The organism is Agriterribacter sp. (assembly GCF_035497235.1).
Taxonomy (GTDB): Bacteria; Bacteroidota; Bacteroidia; order Chitinophagales; family Chitinophagaceae; genus Agriterribacter.
In genome coordinates this window covers 185,574-211,569 of the sequence record NZ_DATJEB010000051.1, presented here as the reverse complement: position 1 = coordinate 211,569, position 25,996 = coordinate 185,574, and the positions used below count along the sequence as shown (strand labels likewise).

15 protein-coding genes are annotated in these 25,996 nt (G+C 40.7%); 6 read left to right on the top strand and 9 right to left on the bottom strand.

Annotation, left to right across the window (positions count from 1 at the left end):
* Nucleotides 1-134 precede the first annotated feature (134 nt).
* From VL121_RS18135 to VL121_RS18115, 5 genes are all read left to right on the top strand, one after another.
* Complete coding sequence (locus tag VL121_RS18135) at nt 135-1,154, top strand: nitrous oxide reductase accessory protein NosL (RefSeq protein ID WP_325408000.1); 1,020 nt, start codon at nt 135-137, stop codon at nt 1,152-1,154.
* Between the two features lie 28 nt (nt 1,155-1,182).
* The gene (locus VL121_RS18130; protein WP_325407998.1) at nt 1,183-2,433 is read left to right on the top strand and encodes a nitrous oxide reductase family maturation protein NosD; all 1,251 of its coding nucleotides are present in this window, start codon (nt 1,183-1,185) and stop codon (nt 2,431-2,433) included.
* A complete protein-coding gene (locus tag VL121_RS18125) occupies nt 2,430-3,134 on the top strand; it encodes an ABC transporter ATP-binding protein (RefSeq protein WP_325407996.1) in 705 nt (234 codons plus the stop codon). The genes VL121_RS18130 and VL121_RS18125 overlap by 4 nt, the downstream gene beginning before the upstream one ends.
* Before the next feature lie 6 nt (nt 3,135-3,140).
* Nucleotides 3,141-3,908, top strand: a complete 768-nt coding sequence (locus VL121_RS18120) for an ABC transporter permease (RefSeq protein ID WP_325407994.1) — start codon at nt 3,141-3,143, stop codon at nt 3,906-3,908.
* 595 nt (nt 3,909-4,503) lie between these two features.
* Nucleotides 4,504-4,911 (top strand): GreA/GreB family elongation factor, encoded by a 408-nt coding sequence (locus tag VL121_RS18115; protein ID WP_325407992.1) that lies wholly within the window; start codon nt 4,504-4,506, stop codon nt 4,909-4,911.
* A gap of 245 nt (nt 4,912-5,156) precedes the next feature.
* Here the strand turns inward: VL121_RS18115 and VL121_RS18110 are convergent, their stop codons facing one another.
* From VL121_RS18110 to VL121_RS18090, 5 genes are all read right to left on the bottom strand, one after another.
* A complete protein-coding gene (locus VL121_RS18110) occupies nt 5,157-6,731 on the bottom strand; it encodes an FG-GAP repeat domain-containing protein (RefSeq protein ID WP_325407990.1) in 1,575 nt (524 codons plus the stop codon).
* Between the two features lie 97 nt (nt 6,732-6,828).
* Nucleotides 6,829-8,385 (bottom strand): SusD/RagB family nutrient-binding outer membrane lipoprotein, encoded by a 1,557-nt coding sequence (locus VL121_RS18105; RefSeq protein ID WP_325407988.1) that lies wholly within the window; start codon nt 8,383-8,385, stop codon nt 6,829-6,831.
* 23 nt (nt 8,386-8,408) lie between these two features.
* Nucleotides 8,409-11,732, bottom strand: a complete 3,324-nt coding sequence (locus VL121_RS18100; RefSeq protein ID WP_325407986.1) for a SusC/RagA family TonB-linked outer membrane protein — start codon at nt 11,730-11,732, stop codon at nt 8,409-8,411.
* 320 nt (nt 11,733-12,052) lie between these two features.
* A complete protein-coding gene (locus VL121_RS18095) occupies nt 12,053-12,778 on the bottom strand; it encodes a copper homeostasis protein CutC (RefSeq protein WP_325407984.1) in 726 nt (241 codons plus the stop codon).
* 90 nt (nt 12,779-12,868) lie between these two features.
* The gene (locus VL121_RS18090; RefSeq protein WP_325407983.1) at nt 12,869-13,885 is read right to left on the bottom strand and encodes a glycosylasparaginase; all 1,017 of its coding nucleotides are present in this window, start codon (nt 13,883-13,885) and stop codon (nt 12,869-12,871) included.
* A gap of 416 nt (nt 13,886-14,301) precedes the next feature.
* On the opposite strand from VL121_RS18090, the gene VL121_RS18085 reads away from it, so the two are divergent.
* Nucleotides 14,302-15,606 (top strand): Fic family protein, encoded by a 1,305-nt coding sequence (locus VL121_RS18085; RefSeq protein WP_325407981.1) that lies wholly within the window; start codon nt 14,302-14,304, stop codon nt 15,604-15,606.
* A 90-nt stretch (nt 15,607-15,696) separates the two neighbouring features.
* Here the strand turns inward: VL121_RS18085 and VL121_RS18080 are convergent, their stop codons facing one another.
* From VL121_RS18080 to VL121_RS18065, 4 genes are all read right to left on the bottom strand, one after another.
* Complete coding sequence (locus tag VL121_RS18080; protein ID WP_325408056.1) at nt 15,697-17,259, bottom strand: SusD/RagB family nutrient-binding outer membrane lipoprotein; 1,563 nt, start codon at nt 17,257-17,259, stop codon at nt 15,697-15,699.
* A gap of 72 nt (nt 17,260-17,331) precedes the next feature.
* Nucleotides 17,332-20,697 carry a SusC/RagA family TonB-linked outer membrane protein gene (locus tag VL121_RS18075; protein ID WP_325407980.1) on the bottom strand — a complete coding sequence of 1,122 codons (3,366 nt, stop codon included), beginning with the start codon at nt 20,695-20,697 and terminating at the stop codon, nt 17,332-17,334.
* 127 nt (nt 20,698-20,824) lie between these two features.
* Nucleotides 20,825-22,522 carry a SusD/RagB family nutrient-binding outer membrane lipoprotein gene (locus VL121_RS18070; protein ID WP_325407978.1) on the bottom strand — a complete coding sequence of 566 codons (1,698 nt, stop codon included), beginning with the start codon at nt 22,520-22,522 and terminating at the stop codon, nt 20,825-20,827.
* A 34-nt stretch (nt 22,523-22,556) separates the two neighbouring features.
* Complete coding sequence (locus VL121_RS18065; protein WP_325407976.1) at nt 22,557-25,961, bottom strand: SusC/RagA family TonB-linked outer membrane protein; 3,405 nt, start codon at nt 25,959-25,961, stop codon at nt 22,557-22,559.
* Nucleotides 25,962-25,996: the final 35 nt, after the last annotated feature.

The window sequence follows — 25,996 nt, the reverse complement described above, 5'->3', positions numbered from 1 at the left end:
TTTAACGGAATGCGGTTGCCTCCTGTACAAATATACGGGCGCCGCGTTCCGTTCTCTTTTTAAGGCTGCGCGATATAAAATGAAAACGATACAGCGGTACATGCCAGGCTGGTAAAAAAATAAAAGATATAAGGATGAAAAGAAACCAAATAAAAGGAAGCCTCCGGGTTATATTGGGTATTTGTGCCATTGCCTTATTTGCAGTAAACTACCTTCCTATATGGCAGATAGATTTAGACGCGCCGCAATATCCTGAAGGTTTGCAGTTGTTCATATATGCTGATAAGCTCGCCGGCAATGTAGATATCATTAATGGTTTGAATCATTACATTGGTATGAAAACTCTGCATACCAATGATTTTATAGAGTTTAAAATACTACCTTACCTCATTGGGTTCTTTAGCCTCCTTATACTGGCTACCGCCATTATAGGCAAACGCGGCCTGCTATATACTGTTTTTATTCTTTTTGTATTGTTCGGTATTGTAGCCATGGTTGATTTCTGGCTATGGGAATACGATTACGGACACAACCTGGACCCTAATGCGGCTATTAAAGTACCCGGCATGTCGTACCAGCCCCCGCTTATTGGCTTCAAGCAACTGCTCAATTTTGGCGCTTATTCCATACCGGCTACCGGAGGATGGATATTTATAGGAACCGGGGCAGTGTTGCTGGCATGCAGCGCATCTGTATTTCGTAAACAAAAAAAATCAAAAAAATTGTCAATGTCTGCTGTTGCATTAGCCTTATGCTCCGTTTTCGCATTCACATCATGCAACTCCGGCCCCGAACCTATTAAAGCCGGCACAGACCAATGCGCTTTCTGCAAGATGGGCATAAGCGATACCCGCTTTGCCTGCGAACTCATTACCCAAAAAGGGAAATTATATAAATTTGACGATACCCATTGCATGCTGGCATTTATAGCCACGCCCGGATGGGATAAAAGCACCGTTAAAAATTATTACCTGGCCAATTTCAGTGAGCCCGAACAATGGCTTATTGCTGAAGATGCGCTGCTGTTAAAAAGCGATCAGTTAAAAAGCCCCATGGGCGGAAATACAGCCGCCTTTTCTAACGCAGCAGATCAAAAAGCTGCCGGAGAAAATTTTACAGGCACCTTAGTATCCTGGAAAGAAATAATGCCTTAAGGTATATTGTTTATTTATTTGATGTGACATGTGCAAAAGAATATTTATAGCGGGTATATGCAGTATGTTGATGGTGGGAATGGCTACACCAATTTTTGCTAAAACCATAACAGTTGGAAACGGGCAAACCATTACGGCTATACAACAGGGCATTGATATGGCCGCTGCCGGCGATACGGTGCTGGTAAGCGAAGGCATATACCGGCAGGGTAATATTATTATCAACAAGTCTATTGTACTTAAAGGCGTTAATTACCCGGTATTAGACGGGGAAAAGAAGTATGAGCCCCTGTCTGTAAAATCACCCAATGCAACTGTTGACGGATTCCTTATCCGGAACTCCGGACATTCTTCCATGGTTGATATTGCGGGTATTAAAATTTATAATACGCATCACGTTACCATTATAAATAATATACTGGAAGATAATTTTTTTGGTATTTATTCCCAGCAGGGACGGCAGTGTACCATACAAAACAACAGTATAACCGCTTCCAGCCTGGCAACACAACTGTCGGGCAACGGCATTCACTGCTGGAAAAGCGATAGCATTTACATCAGCGGCAACAATGTTACAGGGCACCGGGATGGTATTTATTTAGAATTTGCCACCCATTCGCTGATAGAAAAGAATACGGTGCAAAAAAATCAGCGGTATGGACTGCATTTTATGTTTGCGCACAACAATACGTATATCAATAATATTTTTCGTAACAACGGCGCAGGCGTAGCCGTAATGTATACCCGCAACGTAACGATGAAGTATAACCGCTTTGAAGATAACTGGGGCGATGCGGCCTATGGCCTGCTGCTAAAAGAAATTTCGGACGGCATTATAGAAGGCAACCATTTTGAAGGCAACACCAGCGGTATCTTCATGGATGGATCGAGCCGCATTGAAATGGAAAAAAATACATTTAAAGGCAATGGATGGGCCATTAAAATGCAGGCGAGCTGTATGGATATAACACTGGAAAAAAATAATTTCATCGGCAACACTTTTGATATTGGCACCAATGGCTCATTAGTATTGAATACCTTTAAAAATAATTACTGGGATAAATATGAAGGATATGACCTGGATAAAGATAAAGTGGGCGATATTCCCTACAGGCCGGTAAGCATGTACTCCATGATTGTTGAAAGGAACCCACCGGCCATGATGCTGTTCCGCAGCTTTATTACCACGCTGCTCGACAAAACGGAAAAAGTATTGCCCAGTCTTACCCCCGAAAACCTGAAAGACGACCATCCCTTAATGAAACCTTTAGCGCTATGATTATTACAAGTAATGTGTCGAAAAAATTCGGGAAGCTCAAAGCGTTAGATGACGTTTCCGTTACCTGTAACAAAGGAGAATGTATTGCATTGATAGGCCCCAACGGAAGCGGCAAAACCACCCTGGCAAAAATCATTCTTGGAATGGTGGTTCCCGACAGCGGCTTCATCACCTTTAACGGAAAAAATATTTTACACGACTGGAAATACAGGAAGGATATAGGGTATATGCCGCAAATTGGAAGATACCCGGAAAACATGACAATAGGACAGGTGTTAGATATGATGCGCGACATCCGGCAAACTAAAAACACAAAAACGGATGAAGATCTCATTGAAGCATTTGGACTAAACGCTTTAATGCAAAAGCGGATGAGTACCTTATCGGGCGGCACACGGCAAAAAGTAAGCGCTTCCCTCGCTTTTCTTTTTAATCCTTCCGTATTAATATTAGATGAGCCCACCGCCGGACTTGACCCGGTAGCTTCGGGTATCCTGAAAGAAAAGATCATTACCGAAAAAGAAAAAGGCAAACTCATCTTAATTACATCGCATGTTTTAAGTGAATTAGACGACCTGGTTACCCAGGTTATTTATATGCAGGACGGCCGGTTAAGATTCCATAAAAGCATTGAAGCACTCCGCGCCGATACGGGCGAAATCCAGCTTACAAAAGCCATTGCCAGCATAATGACAAACTAATGTATCATGAAAAAAATAATTAAATATGTAATAGCGGATATCCTGCGCAATAAAATTGTAATTGCCTATACCGCTTTCCTGCTGGTGATGTCGTTAAGCGTATTTAACCTTGAAGACAACGCGTCAAAAGGCCTGCTAAGCTTACTGAATGTTATATTGCTCATTGTTCCGTTAGTAAGTATGGTTTTTTCTACTATATACACGTACAACAGTTCAGAATTTATTGAATTGCTCGTAAGCCAGCCGCTTAAAAGAAAAACCATCTGGCTAAGCCTGTTTTCGGGACTGGCAGCATCGCTTTCCCTCTCCTTTTTTATAGGCGCCGGTATACCTATTCTTCTGTACCAGCCTACGCCTACAGGAATAATGATGCTCATTACCGGGTTACTGCTTTCCGTTATTTTTGTTGCCATAGCCCTGCTTGCATCCGTTACTACAAGAGATAAAGCCAAAGGAATAGGGAAAGTAATTTTGCTTTGGCTGTATTTCGCTTTACTTTTCGATGGTATGGTATTATTCCTGCTGTTCCAGTTTGCCGATTACCCGCTTGAAAAAGCGATGGTGGGCGTTAGCGCTTTAAACCCTATTGACCTGAGCCGCATTTTAATTTTACTGGAAATGGATATTTCCGCCCTGATGGGTTATACAGGCGCCATATTCAGAAACTTCTTTGGCACGCAGGCAGGGGTTATACTTGCCTTCCTGGTTTTAATAACCTGGTTTGCTGTACCTTTATGGTTGTCGCTGAGGAAATTTAATTCAAAAGACTTATAACTATATTTTAAGGATTTATTGCGTATATTTGCAGTTGCCTTAAATGATAACGTATACTACATATCGCAGTTTCACACTGGCGCGGGAGAGACATTTCCCTGTGCCGGATGCTGCGTATACGGATGTTATCCTCCCGTTTCGCAGCTTCTGCGGGAAACAATACTATATTTCAAATTTTAAGGATTTCCACACGCTTACCCCGAACTTTATTTAAATAATACTGTAGTTCGGGGGCATATCCTTATTTACTCATTCTTATTTTTTTATTTTAATTATTTTTTTATGGAACGAAATATGATAACCTTCCCGGTAAGGGTTATTTGCCTTTGTTGCATTTATGCTTTAAATATAGCTATTCTTATTACCGGCGTTATTACGGAGAAGTTGTGGTTATGGCTGATTGCATTTGTAATTTCCGCGGGACCGATTATCTATTTCAGGGCCCGGTACAAAAAGGTTTTATCCGATTATTTTCACAGAAAAAAGCTGAGCAAAAGAAGAAGCGAAACAGTAAACCGGTAAAACCGCCTTTAACATTTCAAATAAACACTTTTAATATTTCTCTATTATTTTTTAATATTTTAAAAATGATGTTATGAACGCTGAAAAAACTCCTGTATTGCTGTGCGAAGAAGACTTTCGCCTGCTAAAACAACTTGTAGGAATATCCCTGGTAAACGATATGGAAGAGGAAATGACCTTAGCTTATGAGTTGAGCAGGGCTATTGTAGTAAAAGATAACGCTTTGCCATTGGATACCATAAGGCTTAACTCAAAAGTGCGGGTTGAGGATACTTCAACTCAAAAAATAACCGATCTTACTATTGTAATGCCTCCCCATGCCGATATCAAACAAAAGAAAATTTCTATTCTTACGCCTATGGCCGCAGCGCTGATAGGATTTAAAAAAGGCGATGAGGTGGAATGGAAAATGCCTTCAGGACTAAAAAAATATAAAGTGCTTGACGTAATCAGTCCTGTGCAGGCTGAACAGGAAGCATAAAAACTTCTATCCTGCCTGAAATCAATTCCAGGCAGCACGCTTGATCTTTAGCCGCAGATACGCAGATTACATGCGCGTATCTGCGGCATTTTCTGTTTTGGAACATGCGGTCTGACGCTCCTTCGTTGCACACCGACCGCATCCTGGAACCGCCGCTGCCGCTATACAAAGGTTCCGATTTTGTATGCAGTATATTCTTCCGGGGGCTCCGCCACGGAAACCCAGGTACGGTTATAAAAGCAATCTTATTTTGTTGTATTCGTTAAAACAAGAAGCTGCGGGAAAGTAGTTGTTGTGCCTTTATTAATAAGCTTGCTTAACTCTCCTACCGTATGAAAATAAGAGCCTAATACAATGTCTGTATCGCCATCATGATCGAAATCTGCGGCTTCCATTGTTAGCCATTTACCTAACGCTGCATCTGGCAATGAAGATGATTTAAAATAAAAATTTCCTTCGTTAGAGAAATACACAAATCCATTTTCAGGATGTTCAAGATCAGCGTAAAATGCTATGGCAGCAATATCCATATCTCCATCATTATCAAAATCTGCCGCTACGGCTTTGGATGTTCCGTACAATGGATAAAACCAGGCTTCTTTGAAATTATCTTTGCCATCATTCAGATAAATCCGAACGCCATGATAATTTTTATTTATTGCCGAATAATCCCAGTTATCGCCATTGGTAAGTAAAATATCGGGATGCCCGTCTTTATTAAAATCCGCCAGTTCAAAATAGCTTGCTCCGAATACCGGTGAAAACTGCAGGAGTTTTTTTTCTTTGAATTTACCCTTTCCCAAATTATAAAACAGGGAAATACCTTCCCATGCCTGCGACATGAGTACTATAATATCAGGTTTGCCATCTCCATTAAAGTCTTTGATCTCTACTTTCCTGGCGCCGGGAAGTGCTTTTAAAATATTTTCTTTTGACGCCTGGAAATCGTCATACCAGGCAAGCTTCCCGCCATTATTTCCAAAATTGCAGATCACTGCATCGTCCTTTCCATCCATATTCAGATCAGCACAGGCAAACTGAACCGGCCGGGATAAATGATCAATATTAATTTCAGGTATCGGGGTGGTAAAGCTCGTATCAAACGACAGCAGGCGTCCCAACTGCTGGTCCGAGGGGCTAAAGCTCCCGATCGTAAGCAATAAAGGTGCTGCTCCTTTCCTGAAACTGATATCAACGGGAGCGCTCTCTGTATTCCATGCCGATTTAAAGTTAAAGTGATTATCTAATATATATAATTTATGCTGCCCGTCTCCTATATACGTTTCATTTGACGCGCTGTTAAATTTCAGCATGGTTGTTTTGGGGAGCGGCTTATCGTCAAAGCTGATCTGCTTAGTCAAAAACAAAGTACAGGTATCCGAAATGGGATCGTGCTTCTTTTGCGGCAATGGTGCTTCGGGCGCCTCCTGTTCAAAATATTTTACAATTTCGTCCCAATCTTTTTGGGTGATTAACGGTGTACTGGGATATACATTCAATTTACGCATGATAGGTTGCTCCTCCGGAAGCAAATCGGCATAAGGGTCTTTACCTGTTTCATTAATCCCAAGCCTTAATCCCATATTAGGCAACACCCGGTCTATCCACGTTTTTTTATCCAATAAGGAAGGATCCGGAAAAAGGTGGCACATCCCACAGTACTGCAAGGCCAACCGTTTGCCGGGCAATACAGAATCTGTATTTGCAGCCCATATTAAGCGTTTTGAAATAGCCCCTGATATGTTTTCTGTTATTCCGGTATATACAACTAACAGAGATATTAGAAAAACAATGATCCAACCGGCTTTAATAACTGGCATGCTAAAAACAATTTAATACGCGGGTACACAAAAGTAAAGAGGCAGTTGATTACCTGCCTCTTTAGTGATATCTTTCTGTATTTTGTTTTGACTGAGATTATTTTACATCCCAAAACACTTTGGTAGTGACATTGTCTTTGGAGGCAACAGCCTCATAGTTCTTTGTGTTTAATATCCTCTCTGTTGAAGGATACAGCAATCGTACAGGTGGATTAGGAGATAAAGTAGAACTCGCATCAGTAGGGAAATTAAGCGCGGGATATTTAGTTCTCTTATATTCTGCCCAGGCCTGATTGGCCTGCATAATTCCAAAATCAATCCATTTTTGGGTGCCAATTTTCTTTAGGTTTTCTACCTGATCTGCACCATAAGCTACCATCGGATCAGCAAGGAAATTGTTCACGGCTAAAGGCGTTGGTGGCGTTTCATGCCCCCCCCAGGAATCATTGAGATGGTTGAGATAATAATAAAAATCAATAGATTGTTTTATACCTTCCTCATATGCTGCTCTGGCGTCACCTCCACCCCATCTTTCGTATGCCTCAGCTTTAATAAAACTTACTTCAGAAGCTGTAAGTATTATGCCAGGAAAGTTTCTATTCTTAATGAAAGTAACCGAATCATATCTTGAATAATAACCGGCAGTAGTTGAATCGGTTTGACGGGTAGCTGACCAGGTATTAATAACCCCGTGATATTCCCCGTTTTTATTAGCACTGAATATAACCGGCAGTCGCGGATCATGTGAAGGATTCATTAAATCCTCTACCATATATCCCGGAGCCAGGCTGTTAATTCCAAAACCACTTTCCATATCCCCTGAAACCAAGCTTCCTTCAGCAACAATCTGTATAGTCTCATCAATATTATCAACTACAGGATACTGAGTTGGATTACCAAGAATTTCCTGAACAATAGCTTTTGATCCGGATTCGTCCGAATAAGAGGTACGCATTGCCAGACGCAGGCGCAGTGAGTTGCAATACTTTCTCCATTTTAAAATGCTTCCATCGTTCACGTAGTCGCTTTTTTGCAACTGCCCCGTATAAAAGGGATCCGGGGTTGCCGTTGCCAGATAATCGGCAATCCGCTTTAAATCCTGTTGAATAAAACTATATAAATCTTTATCCGTGTCGTAGCTGGCCAATATAATATCTCCGCCGGTTGCATTCAACTGGCCTGCAGTACTAAAGGGAATATCGCCCCACATATCCACGATTTGTGCAGTTTGGTCATATACAAACAATCTTGCTATTTCCAGGAAAAGCTGGTATCCTGTTTTTTCTATGGAGCCATCTGCATAAGTGCTATACTTTTTCTCTAATTCCCTGTACCTTGCTATTGTACCTGTATAGTAGTCGGTCCAGCGATTCTCTGTATAGTTAATTGCCTGTTCATAAATTTTAGATCCATTACCATATCCAATAGTTTGGGAATACGCCCCAAGCATAGGAATATGAAAAGTATACAGATTCCAGTACCTTGGCATTACTCTGCCATTGTCGAAAATTCCTGCAAACAAACCCTCAATATTTGAATTCACGGTTTTTTCAGGATTACTATAATTGTTATCGAAGTCTGATTTTTTACATCCCGTTATGAAGTACACAGGAATAGTAAAAATTAAAAGGATGTATATGATATGTTTTTTCATTTTCGTCTGATTGATGTTATGAATTAAAATGATATTCTAAGACTTGCACCTATTGAACGGGTTGCGGCGGTAGCACCACCGGCAAAAGCCTGGGAAAACGAGTTGGTTCCAATGCTTTCCTCCGGATCAAGATAAGGCAGAGTTTTATAGAAGTAGAAAAGGTTTCTTCCATAAATAGATATTGTTACATTCTGCATTTTAATTCTTTCCATTGCTTTTACAGGCAATGAATAGGACAATGCTAACTCGCGTAATTTTATAAAGTCATTGTCGAACACAGCGCCTTCATAGGTACTGTAGGAACCCGAACCAGGCCATGATCCCCAGCTATAAGTATTCAGGTAAAAATTAGGCGCATCAATAACTACATCATTTCCCTTTCCATCGCTTTGCTTTACACCCTTTAAAATCATACCATCATTATATACTTTTTCTCCGTTAGGACCGGATGTAACATTATCGTTGACCTTTACAAATGCACCATTTACATCAACATAGTAGGGTACACCGCCATGTTCTTTATCGCGTCCATCCAAAGAATTAGTATACATTCCGGCACCTGTCCCATATAACAATGCCTGGGAAATAACTTGTCCCCCCCAGCGAAAATCAACGAGAAAATTAAGCGCGAAATTTTTATAAGTTAATGTATTCGTTATACCTCCAAGTCCCTTTGCCTGAATATTACCCATTTTTACCTGGTCATCAAAATTGATGTCGTAATAGCCCGCATCATTAATCAGATATTCACCACTGGCATTCTGACGTCTTTTATATCCTATAATATCTCCTGCCTGTTTACCAATTTCCGAAACAATTAATAAGGAACCATTGTCCAGATTTGAATTGGTCAACCTGTCAAGCCCTTCCATTAAAGAGATCACTTTATTCCGGTTAAATGCCAGGTTTAATCTTGTCTCCCATTGAAAAAATCTATTTTTAACAGGTGATCCATAAAGGCCTAATTCAACTCCGTAGTTCCTTAAAGACCCAACATTTACCAAAATACCTGTTGATCCTGTAGTGGCGGGAACGGTAAGGCTCAGTATCTGGTCAGTGACCTTGTTATTATAATAAGACACATCAAATCCTAAACGGTTATTAAACAATTTGGTTTCCCAACCAAATTCCATCTCTGTTTTCTGCTCATTTTTTAAATTGTTATTTCCATAAGGATTACCAGGATAGAGTGTAGCAACGCCATTAATACTTCCCGCATTGTAAATGGTATTAGCTACATAAGGAGGCGCGGGATTTCCTACTATGCCCCAGGAAGCCCTTAATTTGCTATAGGAAACAAACTGCGGTAAGTTAAAAGCATTGCTCAATTCAAAAGAACCGCTCACAGCCGGATAAACAAAAGTATTATTGCCCGGATACAATGTAGAAGTTCTTTCACGTCTTACTGTTCCTTCAAGGAATAAAAAATTATTGTATTCAACACCCAAAATTCCGAACAAGCCATCCTTTACCAAAAAACTCCTTGTTGACGAACCAGATGTTGGAGTGGTTTTAGAAGCGCTAAAGCTATACCAGTTTTCCTGTGTTAAGCCATCCCTGGTACCTGCACTGGAATTACGGTATTCTTCTTTTCTGGCCTGGTATCCTGCGGATACATTAAGCGTAAACTTATCTGTTAACTTATTACTATAAGTAAGCAACAAATCACCGTATGTAAAATTATAGCGGTTGAAGTTTGTTCCATAATAACCACTTTCACCAAAAGCCAAAGGGTAAGCTGATTTATTTTTTGATTCCGCAAAGTATCCGGTGTAATCGGTTCCCAACCTGCCTCTGAAACGAAGATTTTTTACGATATCGTAGTTAATAGTAGCAGATGCCAGCAACCGGTTTGAAGTTTCATCAAAACTATTTTCAAGCTGGTTCCATAAAAAATCAAGGAAGTCATAACCGCGTATATTATATTTTAATGCTTCCGCAGGGTCTTTGGAAACATCATTGTAAGGAACGTATTTGTATCCTTTTGTCGTTTTATATTTATCAAAAATTACGTCCATTCTTTCTGCAGCGCTCAGGAAGCCACCATAGTTATTGGTAAGCCTGTCAATCTGATACGGGCGATTGTGCACTTTTTCATTAATATAACTTAATACCAGATCGGTACTAAACTTGGAAGTAATTTTGTAAGATGAATTAAGATTAAAGGTGTTCTTTTCCTGCTTCCCGCCAATCTGGATTCCTTTATAATCGTTACGGGTATAAGAAAGTCTGTAATTGAATTTATCTGTGGCGTTGCTTACGGCAATATTCTGTACAGCGCTCATGCCATCCCTGTAAAAGGATTTCCAGTAATTTTTCTGAGCAACATAAGACCTCATAGCGCCATCCCACCAATATACATCTTCACCGGTAAACTTAGGGCCAAACTGACCGTATGCCCTGAAAATAGGATACTTTACTGCCTGACCATCTACTGTTTTATGAATCCAGCCCTCATCATCGGAGCCGAAACTGCCTGTATTGGTTCCCCGATCATACCCTGGTCCATATTCATTCTGTAAATCGGGTACTATGGCAACTGTTTCGCTAATGTAGGATGAATTAAAATCCACGCCCAGCCCTTCTCTGCCTTTACCACTTTTAGTGGTGATCACGATTACACCATTTGCTGCATCTGAACCATACAATGCCGAAGCAGCAGCTCCTTTTAAAATGGTTAATGTTTCAATATTTTCCGGATTGATATCCAAAAGCCCATTCCCATTAATACGAGGAGAACTCCAGAAACCATCATTATTGGCTTCACCATTACGTGTTACTACTCCATCTACTACCAATAATGGCTGACGGGAAAAATTAATTGAATTCAAACCCCGTATACCTACACTAACTGCACTGGTTGCGCCACCGGGATTAGTATTGATGTTTACGCCAGGAGCTTTACCGTATAATGCCGAAGCGAAATTAGTGGGAGAAGTTAAAAGGATGTCTTTGGAAGTAACAGTTGATACTGCGTAACCCAATTTTCTTTGCTCTTTTTTGATTCCCATTGCAGTTACTACCACTTCCGTTAGAGCGTTATCAGACGCCACCAAATTTACACTAAGATCGGTGTTTGAACCTACTGGCACTTCCTGTGTCGAAAATCCTACAGAACTGAATATGAGCACTGCATTATCAGTTACATTGATGGAAAATTTTCCAGACTCATCGGTAAAAGTGCCGCCGGTTTTGCGACCCTTTTCAGTAACGGAAACACCGGGAAGTACTGTACCGGATGCATCTTTTACTACACCAGTAACAGTTTTTGTGGTTTGCCCGAAAACAAATGCACTGCATAAGAAGAGCACTGCCATGAGCAAAAAACGACTTGCTGATTTCTTCATTGCTGTTAGTTTTGAATTTATAAAATATCTGTAAAAAGATTATATGCATAATTCCAATAAGATAAAGCATTTTTGCACAAACATTAAATTATTGTAATTAAATTGCTAAATTAACAATACTTTATTAAAAAAAACAAAAAGATTGATTTTATTTAACTATAACAAGATAAGTTCATGCAATTAGCGATAAACCGTCTTCTATTACATTAAATTATAGAGAAGATTATATTAGAAAAAGCTGCTTATTCGATTAAATAATGTTTGAATCGGATGGGTTTTGAATCAAGTAATAAAATATTTTCCGGCTCTATGCTTATTTCTTATTGCATAATAGCCAGGATTGCCTTCAGCTCTTCTATATCAGCCATGTATATGTTTCCACTGTCGAGTACAGCAGGATTACCGTGCAACATGGGATTAGGTATAACTTTTCGCGCAGAAGTATGGTATTCGTAAGCGCCGCTTTCTGCTATCAGCTTTTTTATATTAGAGGAGCGCACGCCGGCGCCGGGCATAATGCTGATTCTACCGTTTGCCTGCTGCACTAATTGCCCGAGCAGTTTCCCCGCATCCGGGGCGGCACTTGCCTGCCCGGAAGTAAGCACCCGCTCACAACCGCATGCAATAATATCTTCCAGCGCTTTATATGGATCGGGAGTGGCATCAAAAGCCCGGTTGCAGGTAACGCCCATAGGATAAGCCCATTCTACAATCTGTTTAAATCTTTCCATATCTATGTCACCCGTAATGGTTTGAATACCTACGGAAATACCATCGCAGCCCAGTTCTTTACAAACGCGTATATCTTCTTTTACAATAGCCAATTCGGCTTCATCGTAAAAATAATTGCCTGATCGCGGACGAAGAATGGGGTATAGTTGAATTGAAATTTTTTCTCTTACTATTCTAATGGTACCGTAGCTCGGATTGGTTCCTCCCTCCACCGGGTTGTCGCATAACTCCACCCTTGCTGCCCCGGCCCTTTCTGCTATAACAGCAGATTGAATATTAAAAGCACAAACCTCCAGCACCATACGCTTAGACATGATTAATTATAATTTCTCTTAACTATTTATACTTAAAAACATTCCTCCCCATCCCTTGCCCTATTCCTGATACCTGACACCTGATACCTTCTAATAAATACTCTTCGAAGCATACACTTTCTCTTCTTTCTCACTTTTTACAGCATAAGTAAAACCCTTCTGTAAGGCATAAGCGCCGTATTGCCCCTTTTTATTCAGGGCAAGAAACCCCACCTGTATTTTTTTTGACTGCTCCGGGCTGCGTTTAATGATACGCTGTACCGCTTCTTTACAGGCGGCTTCGGGCGAGCGGCCCTGACGCATGAGTTCCACTACCAGGTGCGAACCTACAATGCGGATCACTTCTTCGCCTACGCCGGTAGAAGTTGCGGCGCCAATTTCGTTATCAACGTACAGCCCCGCACCAATGATGGGAGAATCTCCCACCCGTCCGTGAATTTTATAGGCCATGCCACTGGTAGTACAGGCCCCGCTCAGGCTTCCGGTTGCATCCATAGCTACCATGCCAATGGTATCGTGGTTGTTGGGTCCGCCGGGCATAGGATCATTATTTTTATTGTACAATCTATTTTCAACATTCATTACCGGTTCATATTTGGCCGTTTTCAGCCATGCTTTCCATGCTTTTTCACTTTCCGGTGTAAGCAGGTTCTCTTTTTTAAATCCGTTTGCCAGGGCAAACTGCAGGGCGCCATCTCCGGCTAAAACAATATGCGGCGTTTTTTCCATTACCAACCGGGCAACCGAAACAGCGTGTACAATATGCTCCAGCGCCATTACCGACCCGCAATTGTAATGCTCGTCCATAATACAGGCGTCTAAGGTTACGTGCCCGTCTCTGTCTGGCAAACCGCCATACCCAACGCTCTGATTGGAGGGATCGGCTTCCGGTATTTTTACACCTGCTTCTACGGCATCCAAAGCCCTGCCACGCTTACCCAGTATCGTCCAGGCCTCCGCATTGGCGGCCTTTCCAAAATCCCAGGTAGATACAACAACGGGTTTATTAATAACCGGTTTTGGCAAAGCGGCCAATACCTGCTCACCTGTTAACACCGCGGCAGAACCGATTACGGAGGTTTGCAAAAATTTTCTACGGGTAGACATGCTTATTTCATTATTTTATAAGAATCGAAATTAATCCTTTGTAAAGAACAAAGACGATTAAAAAGATTGCTATTGGTCATAATCTACATGATAGCTATAACCAGGATAAAAGTATTTTAGAAAACGGCATATTTGGATGAAAATATTACCATTTTTATATATTTTAGTGGGATAGGTTTTATATTTAGATGAAATTATTTCTATAAAATAGATATTAAGTGGAAAATATAGCCAGTTTAACGAAAAAATCTAAATTAAGAGGAAAATATTACCATGAACAGACTCCGGGAAATTATAGTGGGAACAAAAGAACGATCAAAAGAAATCGGAAAACTTGAAGGTCAGGGACTCCTTCGCAAAATAGCCCCCAGAGTATATACCTCCTGTTTGGAAGAAGCACCGGGAAAAGTGATTCGATGGAATTGGTACAGGCTTTTGCTTCAGACCTGTGTCATAGAAGCGCCTTAGAACGAATACACACGCCCGAAGTACATCTTTATCTTACGCACAGTTATAAAGGAACGGCCGCATTACCGGGGCTGATACTACATTTCATCAAGGGCCCGGATCCTTTGGAAGATGATATGCTATTTTTGGGGAATCTAAGGGCATCCGGGCTTGCCCGTGCCTACCTGGAAAATTTGCAAAGAGCTAAAGGTGCTGGTGAGCATTCCAAAACCCTCAGCCGGGAAAAATTAGAAGAAAAGATAGAGTTCTATTTAAGAGTAAAAGGCGAGGATGCGCTCAACCAGGTTAGAGACAGGGCAAAAGAAATTGCACCTCTGCTTAATATGGAAAAGGAATTTGCAGCGCTAAACCAATTAATTACAGACCTGCTTGGTACCGGACTATCAAAAAATCTGGTAAGCGCTGTTGCAAGGGCAAGAGTACCCGGTGAGCCGGTAGACCTATACAGAATTCAACTTTTTGAATCGTTATATGAAGACCTGGTAAAAAGGGACTATCCTGATTATCCTGATCAGAATAAGCGTATTCAATCCTATCAAAATTTTGCTTTTTTTGAAGGGTATTTTTCAAATCACATTGAGGGCACGAAGTTTACCATTGATGAAGCCAGGCAGATTATAACTACTGCCACGCCTTTGCCTGCAAGAGACGAAGATTCACATGATGTATTAGGAACTTACCAGATTGTATCCAACAGGACTGAAATGTCAATTCAACCAACAAGCGCTGATGATTTATTAAAGCTATTAAGAGAAAGGCATGCTGTATTATTAAGTGCCAGAAAATCTAAAAACCCCGGGGAGTTTAAGGATAAAAATAATCGCGCCGGAGGTACTGAATTCGTAAACATGAAACTCGTAGCGGGAACATTGAAAAAAGGATATGAATGGTACAGCATGCTCCGGCATCCTTTCGCAAAAGCTGCTTATATGATGTTTCTGGTAAGCGAAGTTCATCCATTCCTGGACGGGAATGGCAGAATTGCAAGAGTAATGATGAATGCTGAACTTAGCCCGAAAGCCTTATCAAAAATTATTATTCCAACGGTATATAGGGAAGATTACATGGGGGCTATTAAAAAGTTAACAAAGCAAAGAGAAAGCGATGCCTATATACGTATGCTTTTGCGCGCATGGGAATTCAGCAGTTATGTTTATGATGATAATTTCAACAGCATGGAAGATCATTTAAAAAATTGCAATGCTTTTTTAACCCACAAAGAAGGCTATTTGAAAATTATTCCCAAAAAATAAGGGGAGAAGACGTAAGCGCCTGACAAGGTTGATATACAACAAAAGCAGCCGGTTGGGCTGCTTTTGTACTACATAATTTATAACAAAACACTAAGGCATAAACCAGGGTTTCACTTTTTCATCGTTGGTGCCGCCTGTTACAGCTTTCCAATTATCATAATTTGATTCTGTTTCAGAAGTCGGATATATCAACTTGTTGAAATTAAGAACCGGGCTTGAAGGGGAAAGCGCTTCAGCAGGTGTTTTACCACCCGTTCTTCTTTGCAGGTTCCAGGCTTCAAGCGGCTGATGGAAAAAAGCAATCCAGCTTTGCTTATATATCTGTTCCAGTGCCGTTGAAGGCACTGCACTGTATGCCACTGCCGGATTTGCCAACATTGTGCTTAATTCAAGCGCCGTTGGAACAGCAGCAGGTTTGTTAACCTGCCATATGGAAGAACCATTAGCAAGACCATACCAAAACTTTACAGATTCTGTAATCCCTTCTTCATAGTACTGTTTAGCTAAAGCAGGGTTAGCGGTAATTCCACCAATTCCTTTATTGTAAATTTCAGCTTTCAAAAAACTAACTTCCGCACTTGTTATAAATAACTGTGGAAAAGTTTTATCAGCGACATAGTAAAAATTCAGCGGGGAAAACTTGTAAACACCATTAACTTCCCATGCTGTAAGCCTTGATTCATCGTAAGGATCATTTACAATTCCTCCCGCATTTCCACCTGTTTCAGAAGGTGTGCTTGTTCCCGGGTTCATTGGATAGGGTACCCAATCGCCATCACTGTTTGGCTCAAAGAAAATTTTAGCACGTAAATCATAGATTCCTGAACCATCTTCAGCATCAGTAGAAGACATTGCATGCCACATAGTAGATCCCATACGAACGTAAGAGTTACCTGTGTACATTCCACGTCTATCATATACTGTATTGGAAAGTGTTGCAGGATAAAATCCATAGTTATCTCCGGCAGTCAATAAAGGTTTGCTTAACGCATCCGCAATAATCGCATCTGCTTTCGCCGCGTCTTTATCACGCATAACCATCGCGTATCTTAAACGTGATGAATTCGCAAACTTTACCCATTTCGCAATATCACCATTAAAAACTGTTTCACTTGCTCCCAATGATATTTGATCGGCATCTGTAGAAAAATTATCTATCGCCCATTTCAAATCATCAAGTGCTGAACTGAATATAGCAGATTGCGGATCATATGCAGGCCTGAAATTAGCAGACCCATAAAATACCTTACCAGCTTCTGAGTAAGGCATATCTCCGAAAAGCGTAGTTGTTTTCAATGCCTTATAAGCCAGCATTGTTTTCAGCATTGCTTTTACATTAATCATTTTAGAAGAATCAGAAGATGCTGCGATCAGATCCATTACTTTATAATAATTGGATAACGCATAATAATAGCTATCCCAGGAACCGCCAACTGAATTGTCCAGCCTGTAACCAGACTGAGCATACTGGGCTGCTAACTGTGTGGATTGGTATAGAAAGGAAGTATATATCGTTCCGATCCCACCTGCATCCTGCATGGTTGATGCTATATAATTATAGGTGGCAGGAATGGTAGCGTTATATGTCTTATTTTGCCACGCCTTATTGATATCGCCAAAATCCTTATTACAGGAAGAAATACCCAGTGCCATCGTACATAGGATAACCAATGGCTTTGCTGTATTCTTTATATTTTGAAATTTCATTGTACAAAAATTTAAAAGTTAGAATTGGCTTTTAATGCTAAAGCCGAATGTTCTCATACCTGGAAAAGCAGACCATTGCAAACCCTGCCCATTCCCAACGCCGTTAATGCCTTCAGGATTAAGATGATCAGGTAAGCTTGTATAGATATAGAACAGGTTTCTGCCGATAACAGACACAGAAAGATTCTGGAAAACCTTTGCTTGACCCAACAAATTTTTGGGCAAATTGTAAGATAAAGCAACTTCTCTCAGCTTAACCCATGTATTCTCGAAAACAGAAAGGCTTCTTGGTCTGTTCAAATGCGTCCAACCTGTGTAAGAACCGCCATACTTATAAATAGAGTTAACTACTCTGTCATTTTCCTTTCCATCATCCACATTGTAACCTTCCATTATTACACCTACATTACCTGAAGTGCCATCAGGGAACGTGTAGGGCAATCCTCCACCGTTTCTTTCAACTAATGTTGCAGGAGATAAGCCACCACCCATAGCGGTGGAATGATCGAATGAATACATGTCTCCACCCAATTTCCAATCAACCAATGCGTACAGGCTAAAATTTTTGTAGCGGAAAGTGTTACCAATGCCACCTGTAAGTTTCGGAGTAGCATTACCTATAGCAATAGGATCTACTGTTGATTGGTATAAAGTACCGACAACATTTCCACTTCCATCTGTAACATTTTTAATTTGCTTGCGGCCCTTAGCATCTCTAAGAAAATCGGTACCGTAAAGTGTACCATATTGATCACCCGGAGATACTTTCATGAAAACACCAAGGTTACCAAATACATCTCCGATTCTCAATTCTTTTACGCCTTCAGAAAGAGCAACAACTTTGTTCCTGTTTGCAGCGCCATTTAAGGTTACATTCCAGGAAAAGTTTCTTCTATTAACAGGTGTTGCATTGATGATAAACTCAAAACCTTTATTAGTCAATTCGCCAGTATTGAAGGTTATGGCAGATGCCCCTGAAGACACCGGTAATGACGCAGTCATGATCTGTTTTGTAGAGGAGATATCATAATAAGTGATATCAAAATTCAATCTGTTCTGGAAGAAGCCTAAACTTGTTCCAATTTCATAAGACCTTGATGTCTGGAATTGCAATTCATAAGGCGGAACTGTGGTAGGAAGCGAATTAATAGGCTGTCCTCCAAAAGTACCTACATTATACTGGAAGTCTAACTGATAAGGCGGTGCAGCATTAGCACTTTTCCCATATGCTAACCTCAGTTTGCCGTAAGAAAGAAAATTCTGTATGCTGCCCATATTAAGCGCTTCTGTAAAAACAAAAGCTAAACTTCCAGATGGGTAGAAATAGGAATTATTGTTTTTTGGAAGTGTAGATGTTACATCATTCCTACCTGTAAGATCAAGGAATAAATAATCTTTGTAGCTAAGGTTAAGTAATCCCAAAACTGATTGTGACTTTACATCGTAGCGGGTTTCTGTTGCGCTGGTATTGTTCTTGTCTACATAATTGCCGAGAGAGTAAACGTCCGGTACGGCAAAAGTACTCCAATTAGATCCGACAACACCTGCTGATGTATTAGAATAGGTATTAAACATACCGGAAACACTTGCATTGAAGCCTCTTATAAATAAATCATTTTTATGAGCAGTCACCATAATATCGGTATTGTAAATCTTGTCTTTACTAATCGTCTTAGTGAAAGAACCGCCTTGCATATGGTCAACTGAAGTAGTATTATTCTGAGTAATAAAATTTGTACCAATTAAATCAACCGATGTTCTTACGAAAGCACTTAGCCATGGAGCGATCTCTGCATTCAATTTTATGGTTGAAAGGAATTCGTCCCTGTTCAGCTTGCTGTTGTTTTCAAAAAACCTCCACCAAAGATTATTACCATATTCTGCATGTGGATAAGATCCGGGGAAGCTATATTTTGAACCGTCTGCATTCTTATAGTATTTCCATTCCAAAGGCTGATATTCCCTGGACATTCCATATATCGAGAACTTGGTCCAGGAATTATTATTTCCTATTTCTGGTGCATTTAACCTATACGCCTGGTTGTAGCCCGCAGATATTTCCGCAGTAATTGCTTTTGAAATTTTCAGATTAGAGCCGAGAGAAAAATTGGTGCTATTATTATTAGTGTTGGGTACTACTGCATCAGCGTCTGTTCTGGAAATAGACACCCTAACGGTACCAAAATCACCGCCACCGGAAAAAGATATATTATGGGTTCTGTCAGTACCTGTTTTATAATAAAATTTCCTGTTATCGGGCTGAGGGGAATAAGGCCTTAATTCGCCATCCCACCACCGAACCATTTGACCATTTAATTTTGGCCCCCAGGATGAACTTGCACCAAACCAGCTAAACACATCCCATGTATTCATTCCACCAGGAATTACTTCATGTGAAGCGTTAACACCTGTTCCGTTCACTGCATATTGATTACCGTTCCAGGCTGAAGGATACAAAGTAGGCAGGTAAGATTCTCCGCTTTCTGTTTTAGGAAGCTGGGGATTCAATGTCCACAAGCCGGCAGCAAAACCTCCACCATATTCATTCTGTACATCCTGAAAACGATATACATTGGTAAAGTTGTTGGTAAAACTATAATCAATACCTATTCCTTTCTTAGCACTCCCCTTTTTAGTAGTAATCAATATTACGCCATTCGCACCACGTGCGCCATACAATGCGGCAGCATTAGGACCTTTTAATACGTTTACACTTTCTACATTCTCCATATTCACATAACTCATATAGTTTCCCCAATCCTGGATACCGTCCTGTACGTCAATATTTGACTGCGCCAAAGGCTTATTATCTAAAATGGCTCCGTCAATTACAATAATGGGCTGGTTATTACCAGTGATACTATTGTTTCCTCTAATTACAATTCTTGAAGCGGAGTTATTCAAACCATTACTGTTCGAAACGTTTAAACCAGCAACTTTACTCATTAAACCCTGGGCTAAATCTACAGGGGCAGCGATATTAATATCCTCCGCTTTTACCTGCTGTACGGCAAACCCAATAGATTTTTTATCTCTTTTTACACCCAGTGCCGTTACTACTACTTCATTCATATCAGCGGCTGATGCTGATAGTTCAACATCTAAGGTAGTTACATCTCCGGTTTTTACTTCCTTTGAAGTAAACCCTACAGAACTGATCAGAAGAACAGCATTCTTCCTGTCGGCAGTAATTGAATAACGCCCGTTTCCATCTGAAACGGCGGTTGCGGTAGAGCCCTTTACCAATATGGTTGCTGCTGCAACCGGATTCCCTTTGTCATCTTTTACTACGCCGCTGATGACCCGCGCTTCCTGAGCGAAAAGGAAACTACTCACCAGGAAGATCATCGAAAGCAGTAAAAGTATTTTTTTACATTTTTTCATTTGCAGTTGAGTTTTAATGATGATTGATAACGATAAAACATTTTAAGAAGATACAAACTGATTATTCTTTATGATATAACTTTCAATTTACTATGGTAGCCGAGGTTGAACTGTTCAAATATCTAATCTATTGCCCTTCACCAAAGTCAGGCGCATTTTTATCATACCATATTCTCTGCGTGCTTAACGTGGGCATATCCTGTGCATTGGGTGTAAAACCCTGTGCTGTCATAGCCGCATTCCAGTTTGCTCTGTTTACTTCTCCGGGATCAGTCAACCACCAGCGTCTTGCAATGGGTTCATTAAACAATTCACGCTGATAATAGATGGAACTGTTTTTTGGATACCCCGTTCTGCGAACAAAAACAAATGCCTCACTTGCATTGCGGTAAAAATTCAGGTATTGCTGAATATAAATTCTTTCGAGATCATTGATTCCGTTAAATTTTACCTTGGATCCATTTAAATAGTCCTCAATTTCCGCAATGCCATTACCACTAAAACCGGTAGCCGATTGCGCGGCTACCGCTATGGAGTTCATCGTTTTTATAGAAGAGCTAACGCCTTTTTTATACCAGTCTTCCGCAGTACCTTTTGTATCTATACCATCCCCATATCCTTTTTCTATAAACTCTGCTACCAACAGGCAGGATTCGGCATTGGTTACCAAAACATCCGTGTAATTACCCGTAGCTCCATCTAACCTCGGAGAGAAAAATTTACGATTAATAGGAGAGATCAGAAAAAAACGGGAAACAGTATTACCTGCATTGGTATTCCCTACGGCAAAAGCATTGCTGATATAACCGGCAACAGTTGGGTTGGTTGTCCAGTCTGCAGGCGCTCCCTGGAAATTAATATGCGGATCATTGGGATCAATAAATGCAGGGAGGTTAGCAGCATATTTTGTTAAGGTATCTTCATAAGTTCCTTCCAGGTCATTTGTCTCAAAATAGATAGGTAATCGGGGGTCATCAGCGGCTTTCAGAAAGTTAACTATAGAAGTACTGCCATAGCGGGCACTTCTGTAATTGATATCATTTCCAAAAGGTGAAAAATCGGGGTTGGAATAAGATAATTGCGCATCATCATTATCAATAGGTCCAATAGCATCCTGCATCACCTGCTTAAATATTTCCTTTGTTTTAGCAACATCCTCATTTTCTAACCTCGCCGCAATGCGCAACTTTAGCGTGTTGGCTAATTTTACCCATTTTACCCAGTCGCCTTTGTAAAAAATATCGGAATTACCATAGGTTTGTTGATTAAGAAGCGAGCTATTAGATAAAACACTGATCGCATTATCCAGTTCTGTTAGCCAGGTGTTGAAAAGGTCTTCTTGTGTATCATATACCGGGTTATACTTACTTTCATATCTGCCTTGTATTGCTTCGGTGTAAGGAATGGAACCATTCATGTCGGTAACCTTAATACCGTGCAGCACTTGTACGATATAGGTAACTTCCTGCATTTTCTGGTACTGCTCCTTTTTAGGTATTGTGCTGATCTGCCTTCTTATTTCAAACAGGTTAGGCAATATCTGGGAATAATAAACGCCATAGCGACCGTTTACATTACCTGTTATTTCATACGGACTGGCCGTAACGTGTTGGGTATACCTGAACAACTGCTCCATTCCTTCCCATATCCATTCTCCTCCATTATAGGTCATTACTCTTTCCTGCGAATAACTTAACAGGAACTTAATATCGGGGGTAGTAACAATAGTTGGATCTGTATTTAACTCACCAAATTGTTTGGTACAGGAACCGCAGGTTAATACCGCTAATCCCATAACCGCTATATATTTTGAAACGCGTTTCATGATTTGTAATAATTAAATAAAAAAAACAATTTCATTAAAATGAAGCCCTGAGCGTAAATACAAATGAACGCATCATTGGCAAAAACCCTTCCTCACCTGAATAAGCGGTATTATTTGAATTATTTGAAGCCGGATTAAAATTGTAAGGCAATGTATTATGTAAATACAACAGGTCGCGCCCAACAACAGATAATGACAAAGCATTCAACTTTAATTTTTCGTAAAGCTTAGATGGGAACCGATATGAAACAGCTACCTGGCGCAGCGATATCCATGAATTTTTTAAAACCCAGTAATCAGAAACGCCTGTTGAAGAAGAACCATAACGATAATAGAACTGAGGAAGATGCGAAGGTTCAACCAATCCCTGGTCATAAGCCTGCTGGTAAGTCATACCGCCTACATCCGCTTGTCCGCCTCCCGGTTTATCAACCATTTGTCCTGGTTTAAAAACACCCTCGGGTATTATGCCATCATCATAAGTGCCTCCGTCATTGGCATACTGAGATGTCCATTCAATTCCTCCGTTTTTAGCATCTCTGCCAGGAAGAGAATTAGGAAACACCCCTGTGTGCGTGCCATAACGATAACTGAGTAAAACAAAATCGCCGCCTATTTTAGCATCAAATAATACATTCAGGCTAAAGTTTTTATAGTTAAAAGTATTGTCCCATCCTGCTCGGAACTTCGCATTAATATCTCCCACATCCTGCCATACATTACTTCTGTTAGGAAACGCGGTTCTTGAATCGCTGCGCCATTGTAGAATAGGAAGGCCGTTACGGGGATCATCTACCGGTTTGCCGTTTCCGTCCACCGCCTGAAAAGCAGTTGAGTTAATTTGAGAACGCAAGGTTCCATAGGACTTACCTACAACCGCCCAGGTGCTGATCTCCCCTATATTTGCTCCTAGGTTATACTCGGTCCTCCCGGGATACAAGTCTACGATCATATTTCTGTTAACAGCATAATTCAACGCGGTGTTCCAGCTAAAGTTCTTTATTCTTAGCGGAGTGGCATCTAAAGAAATTTCAATACCCTTGTTCTGTATATTTCCCGCATTAATAAAGATGGTGCTTACACCTGATTCGGTTGGAGTTCCAATGTCTAATAATTGATTTTTTGTATTGTCCTGATATATGCTTACATCTAAACCAAGCCTGTTTTCCAGGAAACGCATTTCTAAACCCAGCTCTTTTGAAATTTTTCGCTGAGGTTTAAGATTGGGTTGTAATACGGAACTTGTACTGTAAGTCGACAAGGGAATGGTTTGTCCGTTTGCGTTACTATATCCGTTAAAAGCAAATCCAGGATTAATTTTAAATGGATCAGTATCGCCACCCAGAGCCGCTAAATTGCCTCTTAACTTACCAAAGGTTATCCACGAAGGCAGACTACTTTTAAAAGTCTCCGTAAATATCCATGATAAACTTGCAGCAGGATAGTTATAAAAATTATTTCCTGTTCCATTGGAATAGGTTAGCGCAGACGACCAGTCACCGCGCCAGGTTGCCTGGAGGAATAACATGTTTTTATAACCAATGTCGGCGCTGGTATATAATGAATTAAACGTTCTGCGATTTCTAATGCCTGCAGTGGTAACAGGTTTGTTAACAGAGTTGGCTATGAAATAATTGCCCGGGTAACTTAAACCTCCATCTGTAGCGCTATTTTCGAAAGTGGTTTTATAGCGCTGCGCTTCTCCACCTATATAACCACTGATTGTAAGATCGGGGTTAATATCCTTGTTCATCATCAGCATCCATTTCTGCATATTACTTTCCTTGGTTTGAAAGTTAAGTGCATAAGCGCCGCCAGAAAAATTAAGCCCTTGTCCAAGTTCTTTTGTTTCGTTACGCGTATATATATTGTTGATATTTCCTTCCAGTATCAACTTAGCCCAATCTGTTAATGTAACGGTAAACGCTACACGCCCTCTGAGCAACTGTTCTTTTTGAAAATAATTGTTTTCGTAAAGAGAGAACCAGAATCTTGTTTCAGGCGCAAGATTGGTTTCAGCGTTATTGCCCGGGTTAGGCGCGCCCCCAAACTGGCTGGTATAATGCTCCTGTTGCGACCAGTACTTGGTATCATAATTACGCGGCATCATCCAGGAATATAATTTTCCAAAGTTGTAAGAAGCAAATGCATCCAATCCGCCCAGGCGGGGTGGGTTTTTGCCATTAAAATCGGTATATGCCGCACTCATATCGACTTCAAGAAACTTTGTGAACTGATGTGTAACCCGAAGGTCAAAAGCATTTTTTGCAAATTTGTTGTTGCTTACTACACCTTCTGCCTCGTTGCGGTTGTAGGATAAACGAAAAGTTGACTTCTCTGTTCCACCGTCAATAGCCACGTTAGTATTATACCCAGCACCTGTTTGAAAAGCATCTAAAAAATTGTTAGGCTGCGGAAGATATTTGGTAGGCGTTCCATCGTAATTAATTACATCCTGCCCCAGCATACGCGGGCCCCAGTTTTCCAGCTCACGACCAATCCCCCTGTCAATATATGGCAAGCCGGAAACAGGATCAGTTGGAAATACTTTTGTCGTCCACCTTTCATTGGCTTTGTAATTCTGGTCTCTGGTATCGGTAAAGAAATCGCCAACAGTTCCTCCACCAAATTCGTTTTGAAACTTTGGCCCCGAATAGGGATCAGTTATGTTCAGCGACTGGTTAACGGTTACACCAATACCATTTCGTTGCTTGCCCTTTTTCGTAGTAATTAAAATAACCCCGTTCACCGCCCTTGTTCCGTACAGGGCTGCAGCAGCCGAACCTTTTAATACAGATACGCTTTCAAAGTCTTCCATATTCAGGTTCTTCAGGTCGTTACCAAAATCGCGTCCGCTTCCACTGAATATATCATTGTCCATTATTACGCCATCAATAACAAAAATAGGTTGATTGTTTTTCCCTAAAGTTGAGTTACCACGGATAACAATCTTGGAGTTAGACATAAGGCCTCCGGCTCCCCCCATATCAATCTGTACGCCTGCAACCCTGCCCTGTAAAGCATTAATAGGATTTATTTCGTTTGTTTTTGACAACTCAGCTCCTTTAACTTCTGTTACGGAATACCCTAACTGCCTTTTTTGTTTGGCTACACCCAATGCTGTTACCACAACCGCTTCATTTTCCTTAAAACTTGGTTTAAGTATTACCGATAAAGTGGTTTGCGTTCCCACTGTTACTTCCATGGTTTCATATCCTACTGAAGAAAATACCAGTACATTTTGAGAAGCCGTTAATGATACACTAAAATGTCCATCTCCATCTGTAGCTGTAAGGGCAGTTGCGCCTTTTGGAGCAACCGATACGCCGGGCAACGCTGCCCCGCTTTCATCTGACACGGTTCCGGAAACCGTTTTCCTTTGCTGTGCAAAAGCATAAGCTCCCGATAATACTATAAAAAGCATTAACAAGAGGCGCATAACATTTGATTTCATCATTGCTAGTTTTAGTTGTA

Coding starts and splice junctions, on each gene's coding strand:
- VL121_RS18080 (WP_325408056.1), bottom strand. CDS start 17,259: ATGGCACTGGGTATTTCTTCCTGTAATAAGGATTTTGGCGATATCAAT.
- VL121_RS18110 (WP_325407990.1), bottom strand. CDS start 6,731: ATGCCAGTTATTAAAGCCGGTTGGATCATTGTTTTTCTAATATCTCTG.
- VL121_RS18100 (WP_325407986.1), bottom strand. CDS start 11,732: ATGAAGAAATCAGCAAGTCGTTTTTTGCTCATGGCAGTGCTCTTCTTA.
- VL121_RS18125 (WP_325407996.1), top strand. CDS start 2,430: ATGATTATTACAAGTAATGTGTCGAAAAAATTCGGGAAGCTCAAAGCG.
- VL121_RS18130 (WP_325407998.1), top strand. CDS start 1,183: ATGTGCAAAAGAATATTTATAGCGGGTATATGCAGTATGTTGATGGTG.
- VL121_RS18090 (WP_325407983.1), bottom strand. CDS start 13,885: ATGTCTACCCGTAGAAAATTTTTGCAAACCTCCGTAATCGGTTCTGCC.
- VL121_RS18085 (WP_325407981.1), top strand. CDS start 14,302: ATGGAATTGGTACAGGCTTTTGCTTCAGACCTGTGTCATAGAAGCGCC.
- VL121_RS18120 (WP_325407994.1), top strand. CDS start 3,141: ATGAAAAAAATAATTAAATATGTAATAGCGGATATCCTGCGCAATAAA.
- VL121_RS18065 (WP_325407976.1), bottom strand. CDS start 25,961: ATGCGCCTCTTGTTAATGCTTTTTATAGTATTATCGGGAGCTTATGCT.
- VL121_RS18075 (WP_325407980.1), bottom strand. CDS start 20,697: ATGAAAAAATGTAAAAAAATACTTTTACTGCTTTCGATGATCTTCCTG.
- VL121_RS18135 (WP_325408000.1), top strand. CDS start 135: ATGAAAAGAAACCAAATAAAAGGAAGCCTCCGGGTTATATTGGGTATT.
- VL121_RS18105 (WP_325407988.1), bottom strand. CDS start 8,385: ATGAAAAAACATATCATATACATCCTTTTAATTTTTACTATTCCTGTG.
- VL121_RS18115 (WP_325407992.1), top strand. CDS start 4,504: ATGAACGCTGAAAAAACTCCTGTATTGCTGTGCGAAGAAGACTTTCGC.
- VL121_RS18095 (WP_325407984.1), bottom strand. CDS start 12,778: ATGTCTAAGCGTATGGTGCTGGAGGTTTGTGCTTTTAATATTCAATCT.
- VL121_RS18070 (WP_325407978.1), bottom strand. CDS start 22,522: ATGAAACGCGTTTCAAAATATATAGCGGTTATGGGATTAGCGGTATTA.